The sequence below is a fragment of the Nocardioides sp. T2.26MG-1 genome (assembly GCF_950101795.1).
GTDB lineage: Bacteria > Actinomycetota > Actinomycetes > Propionibacteriales > Nocardioidaceae > Nocardioides.
In genome coordinates this window covers 1-19,766 of sequence record NZ_CATNLZ010000014.1, presented here as the reverse complement: position 1 = coordinate 19,766, position 19,766 = coordinate 1, and the positions used below count along the sequence as shown (strand labels likewise).

Annotated in this window: 20 protein-coding genes; 12 read left to right on the top strand and 8 right to left on the bottom strand. The window is 74.0% G+C overall.

Features of this window, described 5'->3' with window-relative positions; genetic code table 11:
* Genes QQZ14_RS12330 through QQZ14_RS12320 form a run of 3 tightly spaced genes read left to right on the top strand, consistent with a single transcriptional unit; the run spans nucleotide 1 to nucleotide 3,462 of the window.
* On the top strand, nucleotides 1–831 hold the full coding sequence (locus tag QQZ14_RS12330; protein ID WP_284534617.1) for an alpha/beta hydrolase: 831 nt from the start codon (nucleotides 1–3) through the stop codon (nucleotides 829–831).
* Nucleotides 828–1,748 carry an MBL fold metallo-hydrolase gene (locus QQZ14_RS12325; RefSeq protein WP_284534616.1) on the top strand — a complete coding sequence of 307 codons (921 nt, stop codon included), beginning with the start codon at nucleotides 828–830 and terminating at the stop codon, nucleotides 1,746–1,748. The genes QQZ14_RS12330 and QQZ14_RS12325 overlap by 4 nt, the downstream gene beginning before the upstream one ends.
* Nucleotides 1,741–3,462, top strand: a complete 1,722-nt coding sequence (locus QQZ14_RS12320) for a CocE/NonD family hydrolase (protein ID WP_284534615.1) — start codon at nucleotides 1,741–1,743, stop codon at nucleotides 3,460–3,462. The genes QQZ14_RS12325 and QQZ14_RS12320 overlap by 8 nt, the downstream gene beginning before the upstream one ends.
* Before the next feature lie 112 nt (nucleotides 3,463–3,574).
* Here the strand turns inward: QQZ14_RS12320 and QQZ14_RS12315 are convergent, their stop codons facing one another.
* Nucleotides 3,575–4,318, bottom strand: coding sequence for an IclR family transcriptional regulator (locus tag QQZ14_RS12315; RefSeq protein WP_284534614.1), 744 nt, complete (start codon nucleotides 4,316–4,318; stop codon nucleotides 3,575–3,577).
* Between the two features lie 76 nt (nucleotides 4,319–4,394).
* Here QQZ14_RS12315 and QQZ14_RS12310 point away from each other — a divergent pair, with 76 nt between their 5' ends.
* From QQZ14_RS12310 to QQZ14_RS12290, 5 genes are read left to right on the top strand one after another with little or no spacing between them, the layout of a single operon-like run.
* A complete protein-coding gene (locus QQZ14_RS12310) occupies nucleotides 4,395–5,726 on the top strand; it encodes an MFS transporter (protein ID WP_284534613.1) in 1,332 nt (443 codons plus the stop codon).
* Nucleotides 5,727–5,751: 25 nt separating this feature from the next.
* Nucleotides 5,752–6,918, top strand: coding sequence for a cupin domain-containing protein (locus tag QQZ14_RS12305; RefSeq protein WP_284534612.1), 1,167 nt, complete (start codon nucleotides 5,752–5,754; stop codon nucleotides 6,916–6,918).
* Between the two features lie 4 nt (nucleotides 6,919–6,922).
* On the top strand, nucleotides 6,923–7,741 hold the full coding sequence (locus tag QQZ14_RS12300; protein ID WP_284534611.1) for a fumarylacetoacetate hydrolase family protein: 819 nt from the start codon (nucleotides 6,923–6,925) through the stop codon (nucleotides 7,739–7,741).
* Nucleotides 7,738–8,328 (top strand): maleylpyruvate isomerase N-terminal domain-containing protein, encoded by a 591-nt coding sequence (locus QQZ14_RS12295; RefSeq protein ID WP_284534610.1) that lies wholly within the window; start codon nucleotides 7,738–7,740, stop codon nucleotides 8,326–8,328. Before QQZ14_RS12300 ends, QQZ14_RS12295 begins: the two co-directional genes overlap by 4 nt.
* Entirely contained in the window at nucleotides 8,325–9,560 is a 1,236-nt protein-coding gene (locus tag QQZ14_RS12290) for an FAD-dependent monooxygenase (RefSeq protein WP_284534609.1), read from the top strand. The genes QQZ14_RS12295 and QQZ14_RS12290 overlap by 4 nt, the downstream gene beginning before the upstream one ends.
* A gap of 84 nt (nucleotides 9,561–9,644) precedes the next feature.
* Here QQZ14_RS12290 and QQZ14_RS12285 read toward each other — a convergent pair whose 3' ends face one another.
* Nucleotides 9,645–10,811, bottom strand: coding sequence for a cysteine--tRNA ligase (locus QQZ14_RS12285; protein ID WP_284534608.1), 1,167 nt, complete (start codon nucleotides 10,809–10,811; stop codon nucleotides 9,645–9,647).
* Nucleotides 10,812–10,857: 46 nt separating this feature from the next.
* Complete coding sequence (locus tag QQZ14_RS12280) at nucleotides 10,858–12,219, bottom strand: MBL fold metallo-hydrolase (RefSeq protein WP_284534607.1); 1,362 nt, start codon at nucleotides 12,217–12,219, stop codon at nucleotides 10,858–10,860.
* 130 nt (nucleotides 12,220–12,349) lie between these two features.
* Between QQZ14_RS12280 and QQZ14_RS12275 the strand changes: the two genes are divergently transcribed.
* The 3 genes from QQZ14_RS12275 to QQZ14_RS12265 are packed head-to-tail and all read left to right on the top strand — an operon-like array spanning nucleotide 12,350 to nucleotide 14,360.
* Complete coding sequence (locus tag QQZ14_RS12275) at nucleotides 12,350–13,171, top strand: GntR family transcriptional regulator (RefSeq protein ID WP_284534606.1); 822 nt, start codon at nucleotides 12,350–12,352, stop codon at nucleotides 13,169–13,171.
* Nucleotides 13,168–13,518 carry a rhodanese-like domain-containing protein gene (locus QQZ14_RS12270; protein ID WP_284534605.1) on the top strand — a complete coding sequence of 117 codons (351 nt, stop codon included), beginning with the start codon at nucleotides 13,168–13,170 and terminating at the stop codon, nucleotides 13,516–13,518. Before QQZ14_RS12275 ends, QQZ14_RS12270 begins: the two co-directional genes overlap by 4 nt.
* Nucleotides 13,515–14,360, top strand: coding sequence for a sulfite exporter TauE/SafE family protein (locus tag QQZ14_RS12265; protein ID WP_284534604.1), 846 nt, complete (start codon nucleotides 13,515–13,517; stop codon nucleotides 14,358–14,360). Before QQZ14_RS12270 ends, QQZ14_RS12265 begins: the two co-directional genes overlap by 4 nt.
* On the opposite strand, the gene QQZ14_RS12260 is transcribed toward QQZ14_RS12265, so the two are convergent.
* The 3 genes from QQZ14_RS12260 to QQZ14_RS12250 are packed head-to-tail and all read right to left on the bottom strand — an operon-like array spanning nucleotide 14,350 to nucleotide 16,846.
* Nucleotides 14,350–14,994: a 3-oxoacid CoA-transferase subunit B gene (locus QQZ14_RS12260; RefSeq protein WP_284534603.1), complete on the bottom strand. Its 645-nt coding sequence runs from the start codon at nucleotides 14,992–14,994 to the stop codon at nucleotides 14,350–14,352. The genes QQZ14_RS12265 and QQZ14_RS12260 overlap by 11 nt on opposite strands.
* Complete coding sequence (locus QQZ14_RS12255) at nucleotides 14,991–15,650, bottom strand: 3-oxoacid CoA-transferase subunit A (RefSeq protein WP_284534602.1); 660 nt, start codon at nucleotides 15,648–15,650, stop codon at nucleotides 14,991–14,993. The genes QQZ14_RS12260 and QQZ14_RS12255 overlap by 4 nt, the downstream gene beginning before the upstream one ends.
* Nucleotides 15,647–16,846, bottom strand: coding sequence for a thiolase family protein (locus QQZ14_RS12250; RefSeq protein WP_284534601.1), 1,200 nt, complete (start codon nucleotides 16,844–16,846; stop codon nucleotides 15,647–15,649). The genes QQZ14_RS12255 and QQZ14_RS12250 overlap by 4 nt, the downstream gene beginning before the upstream one ends.
* Before the next feature lie 82 nt (nucleotides 16,847–16,928).
* Here QQZ14_RS12250 and QQZ14_RS12245 point away from each other — a divergent pair, with 82 nt between their 5' ends.
* Nucleotides 16,929–17,837, top strand: a complete 909-nt coding sequence (locus tag QQZ14_RS12245; protein ID WP_284534600.1) for a LysR family transcriptional regulator — start codon at nucleotides 16,929–16,931, stop codon at nucleotides 17,835–17,837.
* Nucleotides 17,838–17,924: 87 nt separating this feature from the next.
* On the opposite strand, the gene pcaDC is transcribed toward QQZ14_RS12245, so the two are convergent.
* Both pcaDC and QQZ14_RS12235 read right to left on the bottom strand, forming a co-directional pair.
* Nucleotides 17,925–19,121, bottom strand: coding sequence for a bifunctional 3-oxoadipate enol-lactonase/4-carboxymuconolactone decarboxylase PcaDC (gene pcaDC, locus QQZ14_RS12240; protein WP_284534599.1), 1,197 nt, complete (start codon nucleotides 19,119–19,121; stop codon nucleotides 17,925–17,927).
* Nucleotides 19,118–19,766 (bottom strand): lyase family protein (locus QQZ14_RS12235; protein ID WP_284534598.1); only part of this gene is annotated, 649 nt, incomplete at its 5' end. The genes QQZ14_RS12235 and pcaDC, both read right to left, overlap by 4 nt.

Here is a 19,766-nt window from a genome sequence, read left to right as displayed (position 1 = left end):
TTGCTGACGATCGACCCCGCGGTGCTGCGCGCCGACGAGGAGGCGCACGTCGCGCCGCACGAGGACCGGCTGCCCGTGCACGCCGTACAGGACACGGCGTACGCCGGCGTGCCGGTGCGCGTGTACCTCCCGGTCCCCGAGCCGGCGGACGGCGTCATCGTCTACGTCCACGGCGGCGCGTTCTTCCTCGGCAGCCTCGAGACCCACGACCACGTGGCCCGCGAGCTGGCCGTGGCGACCGGGCGGACCGTGGTCTCGGTCGGCTACCGGCGCGCCCCCGAGGCGGCGTACCCCGCCGGGCTCGACGACTGCTACGCCGTCGTGCGCCACGTGCTCGGGGCCGGCGACACCGTCGCGCTGGTCGGCGACAGCTCGGGCGGCAACTTCGTCGCGACCCTCGCCGCGATGGCCCATGACGACGGGCTCGGCGGCGTCACGCACCAGGTGCTGCTCTACCCCTCGCTCGACCTCGACTTCGACGAGGACCGCTACCCCTCGCTCCGCGAGAACGCCGTCGGCCACGGCCTGGAGACCGCCGCCCTCAAGCCGTTCAACGCCTTCTACGTCGACAGCGGCGCCGACCCCGCCGACCCCCGGGTCTCGCCGATCAAGCGCGCCGACCTGTCCGGACTGCCGCCGGCGCTCGTCGTCACCGCCGAGCTCGACCCGCTGCGCGACGAGGGCGAGCTCTACGCCGCGCGGTTGCGCGAGGCCGGCGTCCACGCGACGGTGAGCCGCTACGCCGGGGCCGGGCACGGGTTCGTCCAGCACCAGGGCTCGCTGCCCGAGTTCCACCGGGTGTACGACGAGATCGCGGGCTTCCTGGGATGAGCGTCGAGGTCCACCCGATCGCGGCTCCGTGGGGCCGCTTCGCGCTCTACAGTTTCTTCGTCGACGCCCCCGAGCCGGCGATCGTCGACACCGGCGTGGCGGCGTCAGCGGCCGGCGTCCCCGAGGCGCTGGAGCGGCTCGGGCGCCGCATCGAGGACGTGCGGTGGATCCTGCTCACCCACGGCCACATCGACCACGTCGGCGGGGCGCACGCCCTCTGGGAGGCCACCGGCCGGCGGGCGAAGGTGGTCGTCTCCGCGACCGACGCCCACTTCCTGCGGTCGCGCCGTGCCCACGTCGACGAGGCGCTCGCGCTGCGCGGCCCGTTCGTCGACGCCGCCGCGCTCGAGGCCGCGAAGAGCGCCGAGGCGCTCGAGGCGATCTCGGGCGAGATGGAGCCGTCGCTCGTCGTCGAGGACGGCGACGTGCTGGACCTCGGCGGGGTCTCCGCGCGGGTCGTGAGTCTGCCCGGGCACACCCGCGGCGCGGTCGCGTACGTCGTCGACGGCCACGTGTTCGTCGGCGACGCGGCCCAGGGCTACGGCGCCGCCAGCGGCTTCCCGGGGTATGAGGACCCCGACGCCTACCGGGTATCGCTCGAGCGGATCGCCGCCCTCGAGCCCGACCACCTCTACCTCGGCCACCCCTACCGCCGGGCGGACGGGACCCCGTTCCCGGTCGCGCTCGACGCGGCCGGCGCCCGCGAGGCGCTCGCGGCCAGCCTCGAGCGCGAGGCCGAGGTCCGCGCGGCCGTCGCGGACAGCGTCGCGACGAGGTCGGACTCGCCGTACTCACCCTTCGAGAGCGCCGCCGCCGAGCTCGGCTACACCGGCGACCCGACGCTCGAACCGTCGCCGTTCTTCACGACCATGCACGGCTACGCCACGCGCACCAGGCAAGGAGCAACCCATGACTGACGTCCGGATCATCGAGGCGGGCACCGACAAGATCGCGGTGCGCAAGGACCTCCGGGTGCCGATGCGCGACGGCGTCACGCTGGCCGCCGACGTCTACCACGGCACCGAGGACAGGCCGCGGCCCGCACTGGTGGCGCTCTCGCCGTACGGCAAGGAGCTGCAGGCGCTCGCGCTGACCACACCGCCGCAGCGCCGGCCCTCACCGATGTGGGACGGCTGCATCGAGGCCGGCGACATCGCGCGCGTGGTGGCAGAGGACTACGCACACGTGATCGGCGACCTGCGCGGGTCGGGCGCCTCCGGAGGGGAGCACATCGGCAACTACAACGCCGGCGGCGTGCCGCTGGGGCAGGACGCCTACGACGTCATCGAGTGGGTGGCGGCGCAGCCGTGGTGCGACGGCAACGTCGGCATGATCGGCATCTCCTACTTCGGCTCGATGCAGATCCTCGCGGCCGCCGAGCGGCCGCCCTCCCTCAAGGCGATCTTCGTCTCCGGCGGCCACTACGACTTCTACGAGACGACCTACCACGGCGGCGTCATGTGGTTCATGCCGCGCGCCGCCCGCGAGGGCCGCGGCGGCGACTCCGGCTGGGCGTTCACCGATGGCGTGAAGTCGCGGATGCTCGAGACCTGCTCACCCGAGGAGCTCCGCGAGAAGGTCGCCGCCCGGTTGGCCGACCCCGACGTCGCCGCGTGGCCGAACCTCGTGCATGTCCTGCACTACCCCAAGAACCACGAGGCCTGGTTCGACATCGTCATGAACGAGGTCGACGGCGAGTGGTACGAGGAGCGCAACCCGGTCAACCTGGCCCGCAGCATCGACATCCCGGTCTGGCTCCAGCTCGACCAGGGCCGCGGCTGGACGCTGGACGGCACCATCGAGCTCTTCCACGCGATCCCGAGCGAGCACAAGCGCCTCTCGATCGGCCCCTACCCGCCCATGCAGTCGCGCCCCTTCGTCGAGGAGCACGACAAGATGTTCCGCTGGTACGACTACTGGCTCAAGGGCATCGACAACGGTGTGCTGGACGAGCCCACGGTCGAGGTCCACGTCGAGGGCTCGAGGACCTACGTCACCGGCGACACCTGGCCGCCCAAGCCGGTCGAGCACCGCGAGCTCTTCCTGCGCCCGCGGCGCAAGCTCTCCCCGGAGCCCGAGACGATGGGGGTCGAGCACGCCGCCCCCGACGGGTTCTACCAAGCGCCGCTCACCGTGACCGACCGCGTCGAGATCATCAGCTGGAGCACCGACCCCTTCACCGAGCCGACCGAGATGATCGGCACCGGCGCAGCCCACCTGTTCGTCGAGATCGACCAGCCCGACACCAACCTGATCCTCCGGTTCTGGGACGAGGCGCCGGGCGGGGGGCGGCAGCTGATCACCACCGCCTACCTCAAGGCCTCGCACCGCGAGCTCGACGAGGAGCGCTCGTCGTACGGCGACCCGGTGCACCCGCACACCCGCGCGGTGCCGGTCGAGCCGGGGGTGATCGAGGAGTACGTGCTGCGGATCTACCCCTTCGCCGCGACGTTCCTGCCCGGCCACCGGCTGGTCGTCGAGCTGTCCAACGACGAGCCGCTCGCCGACGAGCACAACGCACTCCTGCCGCCCGACGCCTTCCACCTGCCGGTCGGCCGCCCGGTCACCCACAAGGTCTACCGCGACGCCGCGCACCCCTCGCGGCTGGTGCTGCCGTTCACGGAGGGCTGACGGTGGATTCGAGGCTCGTCACTTCGAGGCCCGAACCACCGACTGCGGCGCGCGACACGCGGTGGTTGAGGTGCGAGCGAAGCGAGCCTCGAAACCACCACCGCGGTCCGAGTCAGCCGGCCAGGTCGGCCTCGATGGCCCGGGCGGCGGCCTGCAGGGTGGCGACCAAGGTCGGCAGATGGTGGCGGTCGTAGCGGGTGCTCGGCATCGAGACAGAGAGGCCGGCCACGACGTCCCCGGTGCCGTCGCGGACCGGCACCCCCACGGCGACGACACCCTTCTCCGAACGACCCTGGTTGACCGCGAAACCCGACCGCCGCACCCGCGCCAGCTCGGTGCGGACACGGCGCAGCTCCCGCTCGTCGGCGTAGAGCGCGGCCAGCTCCTCGGCAGGCAGCTCCGCGAGGAGGATCAGCCCGGCGGTCGTCTGGTGCGCGGGGAACACCATGCCCTCGCGGGAGCCGACCCGCAGCGCCTGGGTGCACTCGACGCTGGCGATGAAGCGGGTCGTGTCGCCGGTGCGGATGCTGACGTTGGCCGACTCCTGCACGGTGTCGACCAGGTGCTGGAGGTGCGGCAGGGCGGCGGCCCGCAGCTCGGACGTGGCCGAGCGCGAGTGCGCCGCCAGCTCCAGCACCGGGCCGGGGTGGTAGGCGTGCCGCTCGTCCTGCACGGCGAAGTCGCGGTAGACCAGCATCTGCAGCAGCCGGTGCGCGGTCGACCGAGCCACCCCCAGCCGGTCGGCGACCTCGGCCACCGTCAGCGACCCCTCGAGCTGCAGCATCGCCGCGATCCGCAGGGCGTGGTCGACGCTGGTGACGGCGTACGCCGGGGGCGCCTTCATGTCCTGGGCCATGCCAGACCTCTCGACAAGGATTCTGCTGTCCAGAATCTTCTGTTCTTCCTGACGATACACCCGGACCGTTGTGACCATGACCACAACCACTCCCGCTCCTACCTCGGTGGCCCAGCCGACCCGCCGGCGCTCGGCGACCACGGTGATCGTGCTGTGCTGGCTGATCGTGGTCTTCGACGGCTACGACCTGATCGTTTACGGAACCACGATCCCCGCGCTGCTGGCCGAGCCGGGCTGGGGCCTCACCCCGGGTACGGCGGGCACGATCGGCAGCCTCGCGTTCGTGGGCATGCTCGTCGGCGCCCTGACCGCCGGCAGTCTGGCCGACCGGCTCGGACGCCGCCGCACGATCATCGGCTGCGTCGCCTGGTTCACCGCCTTCACCGGCCTGTGCAGCATCGCTCCGTCGCCCGAGGCGTTCGGGATGCTGCGCTTCCTGGCCGGTGTCGGGCTCGGCGGCCTGGTGCCCTCGGCCAACGCGCTGACCTCGGAGTTCGTCACCGCGCGGCGGCGCTCCGTGGTCTCGACCGTGATGATGTCGGGCGTCCCGATCGGCGGCTCGCTCGCGGCCCTGATCGGCATCCGCGCGATCCCCGCCCTCGGCTGGCAGTCGATGTACGCCTTCGCCTTCAGCGGCGTCGTCCTCCTGGTCCTGGTCGTGGCACTGCTGCCCGAGTCGCCGAGCTGGCTGCGGGCGCACGGCCGCGACACCGAGGCGACCGACGTCGAACGGCGCTTCGGCGTCGCCGGCCTGCCGCACACCGCGAGCCACCACCGGCCGGGACTGCGCACGCTGCTGCGCCCGCCGTTCGCCGGCGCCACCGTGCTGTTCGCGCTCGCCTCGATCGCCACCCTGCTCGCGTGGTACGGCTTGGGCACGTGGCTGCCGAAGCTGATGGCCGGCGACGAGCGCTTCGACCTCGGCAGCAACCCGCTGACGTTCCTGCTGGCCCTCAACCTGGGCGCCGTCGCCGGATCGGTGGTGACCGCCTGGGCGGCCACCCGCGTCGGCCCCCTCCCGAGCGCGGTCGGCGCCGCGGCCGCGGCCGCCGCCGGCCTGGCCTTCCTGGTGACCTACCCGTCGTCGGTGACGCTGGTGTACGCCGCGCTGATCCTCGCCGGCGTCGGCACGCACGGCACCCAGTGCCTGATCATCTCCGCGGTCGCGACCCACTACCCCGCCCAGCTGCGCGGCGCCTCCCTCGGGTTCGCCCTCGGCGCGGGCCGGATCGGCGCGGTCGCCGCGCCCCAGCTCGGCGGCTGGCTGCTCGGCGCGGGCTTCGGCGTCGGCTCCAACTTCCTGCTGTTCGCGGGTGCCGCGGCCGCCTCCGCCGTACTGCTGCTCGTCACCCACCTGGCCACCCGGCCCGCCTCGACCCGCGCGGTCGTCGGCGAGCTCGCGCACTGACCCCCGTCCCCTCCGAGGAGAGACCATGACCACGACCACATCCACACCCGAGAGCGACTCACCGGTCCGGATCGTCGCCGAGAGCGCGCCCGACCAGCCCGACGTCACGCCCGCCCTCGAGGAGCTCTACCGCGGCTTCGAGCAGGAGCTCCTCGTCCCGCTGTGGACCGAGATCGGCGACCTGATGCCCGCCCACCCGCGCTCGCGCGCGGTGCCGCACCTGTGGCGCTGGGACGCGCTGCGCGCGCTGGCCGCGCAGGCCGGCGACATCGTGCCGGTCGGCCGCGGTGGCGAGCGCCGGGCGATCGCGCTCGCCAACCCCGCACTGGGCGGCCGCCCCTTCGCGACGCCGACGCTGTGGGCCGCGATCCAGTACCTCATGCCCGGCGAGGACGCCCCCGAGCACCGCCACACCCAGCACGCGTTCCGCTTCGTCGTCGAGGGCGAGGGCGTGTGGACGGTCGTCGGCGGCGACCCGGTCCCGATGCGCCGCGGCGACTTCCTGCCACAGGCCGGCTGGAACTGGCACGCCCACCACAACGCCACCGCGGCGCCGATGGCGTGGATCGACGGCCTCGACATCCCGCTGCAGTACCTCACCGAGGCGCAGTTCTTCGAGTTCGGCCGCGACGAGATCAGCGACGCGGAGCGGGCCACGCCCGACCGTTCGCGCTCGGAGCGGCTCTGGGGCCATCCCGGCCTGCGGCCGTTGTCGGTCGGCGCCACCGCGCCGGGCTCGCCGCTGCTGGCCTACCGCTGGGAGTTCACCGACCGCGCCCTGGCCGACCAGCTGGCCCTCGAGGCCGAGGGGTACGGCGGCACCGTGGGGCCCGGCCACGCCGCCGTGCGGTTCTCCGACCCGGCCACCGCGGCCGACGTGCTGCCCACGATCCGCGCCGAGATGCACCGCGTCGTCCGCGGCGCCGAGACCGAACCGGTGCGTGAGACCGGCTCGTCGGTCTACCAGGTCTTCGACGGCTCCGGCACGGTCACGGTCGGCGACCACACCTGGACGGTGGCGCGCGGCGACCTGTTCGTGGTGCCGTCGTGGGAGCCCTTCTCGGTCCGGTCCGAGGCCGGTGCGACCGACTCCGACTCCGGGGCCCTCGATCTCTTCCGCTTCTCCGACGCACCCGTCTTCGAAGCCCTCCGGCTCCACCGGACCCAGCACCCGACCAGCAAGGACATCTGATCTGATGAAGCTCGCCACCATCCGCACCACCGACGGCACCCGGGCGGTCCGCCTCGAGGGCGACACGCTCGTCGACCTCGGCTACGCCGACGTGGGCGCCTACCTGGCCGCCGGCTCCCCGGAGGTGTCCGGCGGAGAGACCCATCCCGCCGAGGGCGCCGACTTCGCCCCGGTCGTGCCGCACCCCTCGAAGGTGATCTGCGTCGGGCACAACTACCGCAACCACATCCAGGAGATGGGGCGCGAGCTGCCGGCGTACCCGACGCTGTTCCCGAAGTTCGCCGACTCCCTCATCGGTGCATACGACGACATCGCCAAGCCGGCCGAGACCGACGCCCTGGACTGGGAGGTCGAGCTCACGATCGTGATCGGCAAGCCGGTGCGCCGGGCGACCGAGCAGGAGGCCGCCGATGCGATCGCGGGCTTCACGGTGATGAACGACGTCTCCGTGCGCGACTGGCAGTTCCGCACGGTCGAGTGGACCCAGGGCAAGATCTGGGACTCCTCCACGCCGGTCGGGCCGTACGTCGTGACGCCCGACGAGCTGCCCGGCGGCGTACGCCCGGCGCTCCAGGTGCGGACCACCGTCGACGGACAGGTCATGCAGCAGGACGACACCGGGACGCTGCTCTTCGACCCGGTGCACCTGGTGCAGTACGTCTCGACGATCATCCGCCTCAACCCCGGCGACCTGATCGCCACCGGCACGCCGGCCGGCGTCGGGCACGCCCGCGACCCGAAGGTCTACCTGGTGGGGGGCGAGACCGTCGTGACCGAGGTCGAGGGCCTGGGCGCCTGCAGCAACGCGGTGGTGAAGGAGTGAACGCCCGGCTCTGGACCGCCGAGGGCACCAAGCTGTTCCTCGACGCCGTCGACTACCACGGCGACAGCCTGCTGCCGGGGTGGACGCGGCGGCACCTCGCCGCCCACGTCGCCGCGAACGCCGACGCGCTGCGGAACCTCGTCACCTGGGCCGCAACCGGCATCCCGACGCCCATGTACGCCTCCCCCGCGGAGCGCGCGGCCGGCATCGAGCGCGGGATCCGGCTGCCGGACGCCGACCTGGACGCCTGGGTCCACGACTCGGCCGCCCGGTTGGAGGCGGCGATGGGCTCGCTCACCGACGACCAGTGGGCGAACGAGGTCGTCACCGCGCAGGGCCGGACCGTGCCGGCCACCGACGTCCCGTGGCTGCGGGCCCGCGAGGTCTGCGTTCATGCGGTCGACCTGGGCCTGGGGATCACCTTCGACGACCTCCCCGAGGACTTCCTCGAGGCGCTCTGCACCGACGTGGTCGCCAAGCGCGGCGACGTCCCGGACGTGGCGGGACCGCTGGCCGAACGCGCGGCGTGGCTGACCGGCCGCCCGCACCACCTGATCGACGCACCGGAGCTGGAGGCATGGCTGTGAGCGACATCCCTGACATCCCTGACGTCGCTGACGTGATCGTGGTCGGCGGCGGGATCGGCGGGCTGAGCGCGGCGTACGCGCTGGCCCGGCAGGGCGTCGGTGAGGTGGGAGCGGGGCTGCAGATCGCGCCCAACTGCACCCGGATCCTCGACGAGTACGGACTGCTCGACGAGGCCAAGGCGCTCGGCGTGGTGCCGGAGGCGATGGTGATGCGCGACGCCGTGGACGGTGAGGAGCTCACCCGGCTCGACCTGGTCGACCTGGAGCGGACCTACGGCTTCCCCTACATGGTGATCCACCGCAGCGACCTGCACGGGATCTTCCTGCGCGCGTGCCGGCGGGCCGGTGTCGAGCTGCTCACCGACCAACGGGTCGTGGGCTACGCCGACACCGGCGTTGGTGCGCGGGTCGAGCTCGCCGACGGGCGCGTCGAGGAGGCGACGGTCGTGATCGCCGCCGACGGCCTGCACTCCGTCGCCCGGCGCCTGCTCGTCCAGGACGAGCCGGTGAGCTCGTCGTACGTCGCCTACCGCGCCGCGGTGCCGATCGCCGACGTCGGTCGGCCGGTCGACCTCTCCGAGGTCGTCGTCCACGTCGGGCCGCGGTGCCACTTCGTGCACTACGGGCTGCGCGGCGGGGAGATGCTCAACCAGGTCGCGGTGTTCGAGTCGCCCAAGGCGCTGGCGGGCGTCGAGGAGTGGGGCACGCCCGACGAGCTCGACGCCGCGTTCGCGGCGACCGCCGACGAGGTGCGCGCCGGGATCCCGCTGATGTGGCGGGACCGCTGGTGGCGGATGTTCGACCGCGACCCGGTGATGACCTGGGTGCACGGCCGGATCGCGCTGCTCGGCGATGCGGCCCATCCCCCGCTGCAGTACATGGCGCAGGGCGCGGTGATGGCGATCGAGGACGGCTGGGTGCTCGCCGAGCACGTCGCCCGACAGCGCTCCGCGGACGGAGCCGTCGGCTGGGTGGCTGCCCTGGCGGCGTACGACGCGGTGCGGCCCGAGCACTGCCGCCGGGTGCTGACCACGGCGCGGGCATGGGGCGAGCTGTGGCATCTCGACGGCGAGCAGCGCCTGCAGCGCAACGCGATCCTGCGGGCCCGCGACCCCCACGACTACACGTTCACCGACTGGATCTACGGGCCCACCGCGCTCACCCCCAAGGACGAGCCGCCGATGTACCCGACGATCCCCCTCGACTCCGCCGCCCTCGCGGCCGCTCCGTGACCCCACTGTCGGGTAGTCCCTGACGATCGGGCCCCGTGGGAGCGTTCCCACGGGGCCCGATCGTCAGGGAGTACCGTCCACGGCCTACCCCAGGCGCAGCAGGCTGATCAGCCGCCGGGCGGACTCGCCGCCCTGGTCGAGCGCGACGGCCACGGCGGCGGGCACGTCGAGGTCGGCCCGCAGCGCCTCGGCCGGGGCGGCCGGGTCGCCGCGGCCCGGCCGGGCCGCGGCGGCGTACAGCGACTCCAGCAGCGCCTGCGCGTCGTCGAGCGCGGCCGTCGCGAAGTCCCACGGCTGGTCGTAGCGGCGGTGCAGCAGGTGCAGGCGCAGCGCGGCCGCGGGAACGCGCTCGAGCAGGTCGTCGACGAGGACGAGGTTGCCCGTCGACTTGGCCATCTTGGCCCCGCCGATGCGGACCTCCCCGACGTGCAGCTGGGCGCGCGCGAACGGCGTGACGCCGCTGGCCGCCTCGGCCATCGCCACCTGGTAGGCGTGGTGGGGGAACACCAGGTCGTCGCCGCCGACCAGCACGTCGACGCTCGGCCCGTGCACGGCCAGCGCCATGGCGGCGCACTCAGCGTGCCAGCCCGGGCGGCCCCAGCCCCACGGGCTCGGCCACGCCGGCTGCTGGTCGTCGGAGGGTCGCCAGACCGCGACGTCGAACGGGTCGTCCTTGGCCGGGTCGTCGGGGTGGTCGCCGTACGCCGCCGAGAGCGCGAGCGCCCGGTCCCGGTCGAGGCCGGCGGTGGCGCCGCTGCCGCGGAACCACACGGTCCCGTCGCGCTCGTAGGCGGCTCCCCGGTCGAGCAGCACCTGGGCGAGCTGGACGACCGCGTCGACGTAGTGCCGAGCGCGCGGCTGGTGGGCCGGGGTGGCGACCCGCAGCGCCCGCATCGAGTGGTCGAAGACCGCCTCCTGGGTGACCGCGAGCTCGTCGAAGTGGCTGCCGCGACGGGCGGCGGCGTCGAGCAGCACGTCGTCGACGTCCGTGACGTTGCGGCAGGTCGCGACGTCGACGCCGGTGCCGTCGAGCACCGAGGCGAGGAGGTCGGCCCACACGAACGTCGCCGCGTGGCCGAGGTGGGTGACGTCGTACGGCGTGATCCCGCAGACGTACACCCGGGCTGAGCCGACCAGCGGCAGACCGGTGCCGGCCAGCGTCACGCGGGCCGGCGCCGGCGCGGTGGACCCGACCCGCTGCGCGGCGTCGATCACGGGAGACGTCAGGTGGCGCAGGGAGTGAGCCGGCATGGCGCCAGTCTGACACCCGGCGGCGAGCCATGCCGGCCGGCCGGGATCAGGTCAGGCCGAGCTCCCCGGCCTTCTCGAACTCGTCGTCGACCAGCGTGACCTCGTGCCCGCTCCGGGCGAGCAGGCTGGCCGCGATGGACGCCCGGTAGCCGGTGGCACAGTGGACCCACACCGGCCGGTCGGGCAGCTCGCCGAGCCGGTCGAGCAGCTCGTGGATCGGGATGTGCAGCGAGTCGCGCACCGACGACTGGCTGCGCTCGTCGTCGCGGCGGGTGTCGAGCACGACGAGCTCGTGCCGCTGGGCGTCGTCGAGACGGGCCAGGTCGGCGAACGAGGCGACGGCGTACCGCCCGAGCTGGTCGGCGCGCTCGGCCAGCTCGTCCACCGGCCCCACGGCCGCCCCGTCGGGCCGGTCGATGCCGATCCGCACCAGCTGGCGCTGGGCGGCGGTGACCTGCTCGGCGGTCTCCCCGATGAGGGTCAGCTCGGTCCCCCAGGGGATCAGCCAGCCGACGTAGGTGGCGAACTGCGTGTCGAGCTCGATGCCGACCGACCCGACGAGATGCCGGCCGGCGTAGGCGGTCCGGTTGCGCAGGTCGACGACCCACTCCTCGGCCTCGATCCGCTTGCGCAGCTGCGCGGCGTCGACGGCGGTCGGGGCGCTGAGGTCGACCGGCCCCGGACCACTGAGGTTCCGGGTGGCCATGTGCGCGTAGTAGGCGGGGTACGCCGTGAGGTTCGCGATCAGCATCTCCACGAACGAGTCCTCGTCGGTCGCGGTCAGCGCGTCGTTGCGCTCGCGCTCCTCCGCGATCGTCGACGACTCGCCCCCGCTCGCCGAGCCGGAGGAGCAGAAGCTGCCGAAGCCGTGGGTCGGGTAGACCTCGACGTCGCCGGGCAGCTCGGCGAGCCGGCGCGCGGAGTGGAACTGGGCGCGGGTGAGGTCCTCGGTGCGGGTCTCGTCGACGAGGTCGGTGCGTCCCACCGACCCGTAGAGCAGCGACCCGCCGGTGAACACGGCGCCCGGGGACGACGGCGACCCGTCCTCCACGAGGTAGGACAGGTGGGTGTCGGTGTGCCCGGGGGTGTGCAGGGCCGACACGCTCAGCGTGCCGTAGGACCGCCGGTCGCCGTCGCGGACCGGCACCCGGTCGAACCGCACCGGGTCGTCGGCGCTGACCAGGTAGTCGGCGCCGGTCCGGCGGGCCAGCTCGACGCCGCCGGTGACGTAGTCGTTGTGGATGTGCGTCTCCAGCACCGCCGCGCAGCTCAGGCCGCGGTCGGCGAGGACCTGCTCGACCCGGTCGATGTCGCGCTGCGGGTCGACCACGATCGCGGTCGACCCGTCGTGGGCGACGTAGCTGCGGTCGCCCAGCTCGCTGGTCTCGAGTACCTCCACCTGGAGCATGAGCCCTCCTCGTCCTGGTCGGGGCCGTCCGGTTTGCAGGGGCGTACGAATGTACGTACATTTCACGGTAGGTCGCCATCCCGGTCCGCACAACCCGCGGGCCGCTCCGGCCGCCCCGAGAGGAGGACAGATGGCTCCCGACCCGTCCCGGCTCAACCCGGTCGACCGGCGCAGCGCACTGCCGCTGTGGGCCCAGGTCCACGCCGACGTCGAGCGCCGGCTGCGCAGCGGTGAGTTCGCCGACTCCTTCCCCGGCGAGATGGCGCTGGTCGCGCAGTACGGCGTGAGCCGCAGCACGGTGCGCGAGGCGCTGCGCCAGCTGCGCGCCTCCGGCCTGGTCGAGGCCGGGCGGGGCCGCGCCCCGCGGGTGGTCGAGACCGAGATCACCCAGCCCCAGGGCAGCCTCTACAGCCTGTTCGCCTCCGTCCAGGCTGCCGGCCGCAGCCAGCGCAGCATCGTGCGCAGCCTGGACGCCCGGGCCGACGGCACCGTCGCCACCCGGCTGGGCCTGGAGGAGTCGACGCCGCTGATCTACCTCGAGCGCATCCGGCTGGTCGACGACGAGCCGCTCGCGATGGACCGGGTCTGGCTCCCCGCCCGCATCGCGGCTCCGCTCCTGGACGTCGACTTCACCCGCACCTCGCTGTACGGCGAGCTGCGCGACCGCTGCGGGGTCCGGCTCACCGGGGGCCACGAGCAGATCCGCGCCGTCGTCCCGACCACGGCCGAGCGGGTGCTGCTCGGCATCCCCGACCGGACGGCGGCGCTGGCCATCGACCGGGTCGGCGAGCTGCGCGGCCAGCCCGTCGAGTGGCGGCAGACCATCGTGCGCGGCGACCGGTTCAGCCTGATGACCGACCTCACCCGCCCGCACTGGATGGAGGCCAGCGTGACCGGCGGCACCGGCACGACGGGCAGCACCAGCAGCACCGGCACGAGGAGGTCGCGATGAGGTTCGGACGGCACCACCCCCGCGTCGACGAGGTCGGCCCCGCCCGGGCCCTCGAGCTCGCACGAGACGGCGCGCTGCTGCTCGACGTGCGCGAGCCCGACGAGTGGCGGGCCGGGCACATCCGCGGGTCGGTGCACGTCCCGCTGGGTGCCCTCGACCCCACCGGCATCCCCCGCGACGTCCCCGTGGTGGCCGTGTGCCGCTCCGGCAACCGCTCCGGGACGGCCGCGGCCGCGCTGGCCGCGCACGGGTACGACGTGGTCAACCTGGCCGGCGGTGTGACCGCATGGCAGCGGGCCGGCCTCGCCCTGGTCACCGACGACGGTGAGCCCGGCTGGGTCCGATGATCGCCCTCGAGGCCGTCCTGCTCGGCCTGGTGATCGGCCTGGTCCTCGGCGGCCTCGGCGGCGGGGGTGCGGTCCTGACGGTGCCGGCCCTCGTCTACCTGCTCGACCAGCCGGCCCAGGCGGCGACCACGGGCAGCCTGGTGATCGTGGGCCTCTCCGCGGTCACCGGCGTCGCGTCCTACGTGCGCACCCGGCAGGTCCGCTGGCGACTGGGCCTCGCGTTCGGCCTGATCGGGCTCCCCGCGACCTGGGCCGGAAGCGTCCTGAACCACCGCGTCGACGAGCACCTGCTGATGCTCGGCTTCTCGGCGCTGATGCTCGCCGCGGCGGCCGCCATGATCGCCGACCGGGTCCGCCGGCGACCCGACCGTGGGGAGCCCGCGGAGGACCGGCACCCGGACCACGGGTCGTCGACGCCGGGCTCGGTCGCGACCCTCACGCGCCCGCAGACCGCCGCACCGAGCCGGGTGTCGCCGGTGACCGTCGTCGTCACCGCGCTCCTCGTCGGCCTGCTGACCGGGTTCTTCGGTGTCGGCGGCGGCTTCGTTGTGGTGCCGGCGCTCGTGCTCGTCCTGGGGCTCCCGATGCAGCCCGCGGTCGGCACGTCGCTGCTGATCGTCGCGCTCAACTCCGCGACCTCGCTGCTGTCCCGGGTCGGCGGACCCGCGGTGGACTGGGGCGTGGTCGTGCCGTTCGCCCTGGCCGCCATGGTGGCCGCCGTCCTCGGCAAGCAGGCCGCGGGCCGGCTGCCGGCCCGCGGGCTCGCCCTGGGCTTCGCGCTGCTGCTGGTGCTGGTCGCCGGCTACACCGGCTGGCAGAGCGTCGGCGGCCTCACCGCCTGAGCAGCGGCACGTCGAGGCGCCCGACGAGCTCGTCGTACGACGTGCCGAACGTCTCGCGCACCACGACTCCACCCGGCGTGATCTCGAACGTCGCCACGTCGGTGTAGAGCCGGTCGACGCACCCGACCCCGGTCAGCGGGTAGGTGCACCGCGGCACCAGCTTGGGCGAGCCGTCCTTGGCGAACAGCGTCATCATCACGAACACGCTCTTCGCGCCCGTCGCGAGGTCCATCGCGCCGCCGACCGCGGGGATCGCGTCGGGTGCGCCGGTGTGCCAGTTGGCGAGGTCCCCCGTGGCCGAGACCTGGAACGCGCCGAGGACGCAGACGTCGAGGTGACCGCCGCGCATCATCGCGAACGAGTCGGCCTGGTGGAAGTACGACGCGCCCGGCAGCTCGGTCACCGGCAGCTTGCCGGCGTTGGTGAGGTCGGGGTCGATCTGGTCGCCGGTCGCGGCCGGGCCCATGTTGAGCATGCCGTTCTCGGTGTGCAGCACCACCCCCGAGCCCGGGGCGAGGTGGTCGGCGACCAGCGTGGGCTGGCCGATCCCAAGGTTGACGTAGGAGCCGGGCGCGATGTCGCGGGCGACGAGGGCGGCCATCTCGGCCTTGCTGAGACCGGCGCCCAGGCTCATGCGACCACCACCCGGTCGACGTAGATGCCGGGCGTCACGACCGCCTCGGGGTCGAGGTCGCCGGTGTCGACGAGCTCTCGCACCTGGACGATCGTCGTTCCGGCCGCTGCGGCCATCACCGGCCCGAAGTTGCGCGCGGTCTTGCGGTAGACGAGGTTGCCCATCCGGTCGGCCCGGTGTGCCGCGACCAGCGCGACGTCGCCCCGGATCGGGAGCTCCAGCACGTGGGTGCGGCCCCCGAGCTCGCGGGTCTCCTTGCCCTCGGCGAGCGGCGTACCGGCGCCCGTGGGGGTGAAGAACGCACCGATCCCGGCGCCGGCGGCGCGCAGCCGCTCGGCGAGGTTGCCCTGCGGCACCAGCTCGAGCTCGATCCGCCCGGCGCGGTAGAGACCGTCGAAGACCCAGGAGTCGTGCTGGCGCGGGAACGAGCAGACGACCTTGCGCACCCGGCCCGTCGCCAGCAGCGCGGCGAGTCCGGTGTCGCCGTTGCCGGCGTTGTTCGAGACCACGGTGAGGTCGGTGGCGCCCTGGTCGATGAGCGCCTCGATGAGCTCGACCGGCATGCCGGCCATGCCGAAGCCGCTCACCAGCACGACCGCGCCGTCCTCGATGCCGGCGACCGCCTCGGCGGCCGTGGCGCAGATCGTGGCGGTCACGTGGCGGCCTCCTGGTTCTCGAGCACCACGGCGAGCGCCTGGCCCACGCCGATGCAGATCGCGGCGACGCCCCAGCGCTCGCCCGACTCACGCAGCCGCGCGGCCAGCGTGCCGATGACGCGGCCGCCGGAGGCACCGAGGGGGTGGCCGATCGCGAGGGCACCGCCCTTGGTGTTCACGACCTCGGGGTCCAGGCCCTGCTGTGCCCAGGCGTCCACGCACGCGAGGGACTGGACGGCGAAGGCCTCGTTGAGCTCGACCGCCGCGACGTCGCCCCAGCCGATGCCGGCCCGAGCCAGGGCCCGGTCGGCGGCCTCGACCGGCGCGTAGCCGAACCACTGCGGCTCGATCGCGCTCACGCCGCGGCCCGCGATCCGCGCGATCGGGTCGCGCCCGATCGTCGCGACCGCGGCCTCCGAGCCGAGCAGCACGGCGGAGGCGCCGTCGTTCAGCGGCGAGGCGTTGCCGGGGGTGATGGTCCCGTCCGGGCGGAACGACGGCTTGAGGCCGGCCAGCCTCTCGGGCGTCGAGCCGGGGCGGATGCCCTCGTCGCGGGCCAGGTCGACGCCGTCGACGGGCACCACGAGGTCGTCGTAGAACCCAGCATCCCAGGCCGCGTCGGCCAGCCGGTGGGACCGGGCGGCGAACTCGTCCTGTCGCTCCCGGGGGATCGCGAAGCGCTCGGCGAGCAGCTCGTTGGCCTCGCCCAGCGCGACCGTCCACTCGGCGGGCATCCGGTCGTTGACCAGCCGCCAGCCGAGCGTGGTGGAGACCGCGGTGAGGTTGCCCGCGGGGTAGGCGCGGTCGGGCTTGGGCAGCACCCACGGCGCCCGGCTCATCGACTCCACGCCCCCGGTCAGCACCACGTCGGCGTCGCCGGACTCGATCGTGCGCGACCCCGCGATCGCCGCGTCGAGCGACGACCCGCAGAGCCGGTTGACGGTGACCGCGGGCACCGACACCGGCAGCCCGGCCAGCAGCACCGCCATCCGGCCGACGTTGCGATTGTCCTCGCCCGCCTGGTTGGCACAGCCCCACACGACGTCGCCGACGGCGGCCGGGTCGAGGCCGGGCACCTGCGCGAGCAGGCCGGTCACCGCGGTGGCGGCGAGGTCGTCGGGGCGCACGCCCGCCAAGGCGCCACCGAACCGGCCGAACGGCGTGCGGACCGCGGCGTACACGAACGCTGAGCTCATGGCTCGACGGTAGGTGCCCTCATCTATCGCGTCCAATACTCATTCCCGCTCGATTCATCATCGATGTCGATAAGATGCCGGGATGGAGCTGCGGCAAGCGCGCTATGTCCTCGCGCTCGCCGAGGAGCGGAACTTCGGCCGCGCCGCCGCGCGGGTGCACGTCGCGCAGCCGGCGCTCTCCCAGCAGGTCAAGCAGCTCGAGCGCGAGCTCGGGATCGAGCTGTTCCGGCGAACCACCCGCCGGGTCGAGCTCACCGAGGCCGGTCGGCGGTTCGTGGAGCACGCCCGCGGCATCGTCGCCGGTGTCCAGCGCGCCCAGGACGACATGGCGCTGCTCGCGACCGGCCGCGCCGGACGGGTGTCGGTCGGGTTCGTCGGTACGGCGACGTACGACGTGCTGCCCCGCGTCGCGCGGGAGGTCCGCCGCGCACTGCCCGACCTCGACCTGCAGCTGCGCGGCGAGGTGCTCAGCCCGCGCCTGGTCGCCGGCTTGGCCGACGGCACCTTCGACCTCGGGCTGCTGCGACCCGACCCGCTCGCCGACGGCCTGCTGACGGTGCGGTCGCTGCGCTCCGAGCGCCTGGTGGCGGTGCTGCCGGCGGTGCACCCGCTCGCGGGCCGGCGACGAATCCGCCTGGCGGAGCTGGCCGACGAGGCGTTCGTCGTGCACCCGTCGGGTCACCGGTCCTCCCTCCACGAGCGGGTGCTGAGCGCCTGCGCGGACGCCGGGTTCGAGCCCGCGTCGCTGGTCGAGGTCGCCGAGACCGCCACGATGGTGGTGTTCGTGGCCGCCGGCCTCGGGGTGGCGCTCGTGCCGGAGCCGGTGCGCAGCCTCGGCCTCGAGGGCGTGTCGTACGTCGCCCTGACGGACCCGCCCACGATCGACCTCGCGCTTGCCGGCCGCCGCGAGGAGACCTCGCCGGCCGTGGGCAACGTCGCGGAGGTCATCGCGGGCATCGTGACGGGCCAGAACCCGGCCGGCGGTGAGTGATCCACCCTGGAGCTCGGTGCAGGACGTCATACGTCGTCACGCTCCAAGGACGCATCCTCCGTATGACCTCCTGCGACCGACCGACGCTCAGTCCTCCTCGAGCACCTCCTGGGCGATCCGGAACGCCGTGTTGGCGTCCGGCACGCCGCAGTAGATCGCGGTCTGCAGCAGCACCTCCCGGATCTCCTCGACGCTCAGCCCGTTGCGCAGCGCGGCGCGCAGGTGCATCGCGAGCTCCTCGTGGTGGCCGCGGGCGACCAGCGCGGTGAGGGTCACGACCGAGCGGGTACGCCGGTCAAGGCCCGGCCGGGTCCACACCTCGCCCCAGGCGTAGCGGGTGATCAGCTCCTGGAAGTCGCGAGTGAGGTCGGTGGTGCCCGCGACCGCGCGGTCGACGTGCTCGTCGCCGAGCACCTCGCGCCGGACGGCCATCCCGGCGGCGTACCGCTCGTCGGTCGGGGCGGGGTGCACGACGGGCGGCTCCTCGCCGAGGAGGTGTCGGCGCAGCAGCCGGGCCACCTGCTCGGGCGCCTCGGCCGGCGCGAGGTGGGCGACGCCCTCGAGCTCGGCGTAGCTGCCGTGCCGGACGCCGTCGGCGAGCTCGCGGAGCATCGCCGGCGGGGTCACGACGTCGGCGGACCCGGCGATCGCGAGGACCGGCGCGGTCACCTCGCCGAGACGGTCGCGCGCGTCGAAGCCGCCGAGCGCCTCGCAGACCTGGACGTAGCCGTCGTCGAGGGCGTCCTGGAGCGCGTGGAGCAGGGCGGAGCCGCGCTCGGGCTCGCGGTCGAGGAAGCACGGGGCGAACCAGCGCTCGGCGGCGGCCGACACCTGGCCCGAGGTGCCCGACGCCCGCACCTGCGCCACCCGCTCGGCCCACGACTCCCGCGTGCCGAGCCTGGCCCCGGTGCACATCAGCGCGGCCGCCGTGAGCCGGTCGGGTACGTCAAGCAGGAGCTGCAGCCCGACCGCGCCGCCGACCGAGTCCCCGGCGTAGTAGAACGACCCGCGCGGCTCGCCGCGCTCGGCGGCCACGTCGTCGACGATGCGCAGGACGCCCGCGGCGAGCTCGTCCATGCCAAACCCCTCGTCGGCCACCGGGCGGTTGTGCCCGTGGCCGGGCAGGTCCCAGGCGAGCACGTCGAACGCGTCGGTCAGGTGCGCGGCGCAGGCGCTCCAGAGCGTCGTGGCCGAGGTGCCCAGCGAGGGGCCGAGCACGAGCAGCGGCAGCTCGGCGCGGTGGCGGGCGAGGGTCATCCGGACGCCGGTGACGGTGGGGATCATCGGTCCTCTTCCAGGAGCGTGCGGGCGCGGGCGATCGTGCGGTCGACGTGGCTGCCGGCGTCGCCGAGGTACGACGGGCCGGGCGGGTGTCCCGCGAGCTCGGCCATCGTGCGCTGCTCGGCGAGCACCGCGTCCCCGGCGGCGGCCAGCGTGGCGGCCATCCGGTCCGGGTGCACCCGGAGGTCGCCGACCAGGTCGGCGGTCTGGGAGACCGCGACCAGCGTGCGTCGGACCAGGTCGCGCAGCGTCGCCCACTCGGCGTGCCAGCCTCCGTCGGCGCGGTCGTCAACCTGCTGGGCGGCCGCCAGGTGCAGGGTCGCGGCCAGCTGGGGCGTGGTGAGCGCGGCTCGGCGAACGAGCACCGACAGCACCGGGTTGGTCTTGCCGGGCATCGTCGACGAGCCGCCGCCGGCGCCCTCGGAGAGCTCGCCGATCTCGGGCCGCGACATCGTGAGCACGTCGTTCGCGATCCGGGCGCAGGCGTCGGTGCAGCCGACGAGGGCGTCGCCGATGCGGGTCATCGGCGCCCGGGTGGTGTGCCAGCGTGGCACCTCGGGGTCGACCTCGCGGCCGAGCTCGGCCATCGCGGCCCGGGTGCCGGCCGCGCCACCGACCTGGCGCGGGAAGCCCAGCCGGGCCACGGCG

Coding starts and splice junctions, on each gene's coding strand:
- QQZ14_RS12325 (WP_284534616.1), top strand. CDS start 828: ATGAGCGTCGAGGTCCACCCGATCGCGGCTCCGTGGGGCCGCTTCGCG.
- QQZ14_RS12320 (WP_284534615.1), top strand. CDS start 1,741: ATGACTGACGTCCGGATCATCGAGGCGGGCACCGACAAGATCGCGGTG.
- QQZ14_RS12315 (WP_284534614.1), bottom strand. CDS start 4,318: ATGGCCCAGGACATGAAGGCGCCCCCGGCGTACGCCGTCACCAGCGTC.
- QQZ14_RS12310 (WP_284534613.1), top strand. CDS start 4,395: ATGACCACAACCACTCCCGCTCCTACCTCGGTGGCCCAGCCGACCCGC.
- QQZ14_RS12305 (WP_284534612.1), top strand. CDS start 5,752: ATGACCACGACCACATCCACACCCGAGAGCGACTCACCGGTCCGGATC.
- QQZ14_RS12300 (WP_284534611.1), top strand. CDS start 6,923: ATGAAGCTCGCCACCATCCGCACCACCGACGGCACCCGGGCGGTCCGC.
- QQZ14_RS12285 (WP_284534608.1), bottom strand. CDS start 10,811: ATGCCGGCTCACTCCCTGCGCCACCTGACGTCTCCCGTGATCGACGCC.
- QQZ14_RS12280 (WP_284534607.1), bottom strand. CDS start 12,219: ATGCTCCAGGTGGAGGTACTCGAGACCAGCGAGCTGGGCGACCGCAGC.
- QQZ14_RS12275 (WP_284534606.1), top strand. CDS start 12,350: ATGGCTCCCGACCCGTCCCGGCTCAACCCGGTCGACCGGCGCAGCGCA.
- QQZ14_RS12270 (WP_284534605.1), top strand. CDS start 13,168: ATGAGGTTCGGACGGCACCACCCCCGCGTCGACGAGGTCGGCCCCGCC.
- QQZ14_RS12265 (WP_284534604.1), top strand. CDS start 13,515: ATGATCGCCCTCGAGGCCGTCCTGCTCGGCCTGGTGATCGGCCTGGTC.
- QQZ14_RS12260 (WP_284534603.1), bottom strand. CDS start 14,994: ATGAGCCTGGGCGCCGGTCTCAGCAAGGCCGAGATGGCCGCCCTCGTC.
- QQZ14_RS12250 (WP_284534601.1), bottom strand. CDS start 16,846: ATGAGCTCAGCGTTCGTGTACGCCGCGGTCCGCACGCCGTTCGGCCGG.
- QQZ14_RS12245 (WP_284534600.1), top strand. CDS start 16,929: ATGGAGCTGCGGCAAGCGCGCTATGTCCTCGCGCTCGCCGAGGAGCGG.
- pcaDC (WP_284534599.1), bottom strand. CDS start 19,121: ATGATCCCCACCGTCACCGGCGTCCGGATGACCCTCGCCCGCCACCGC.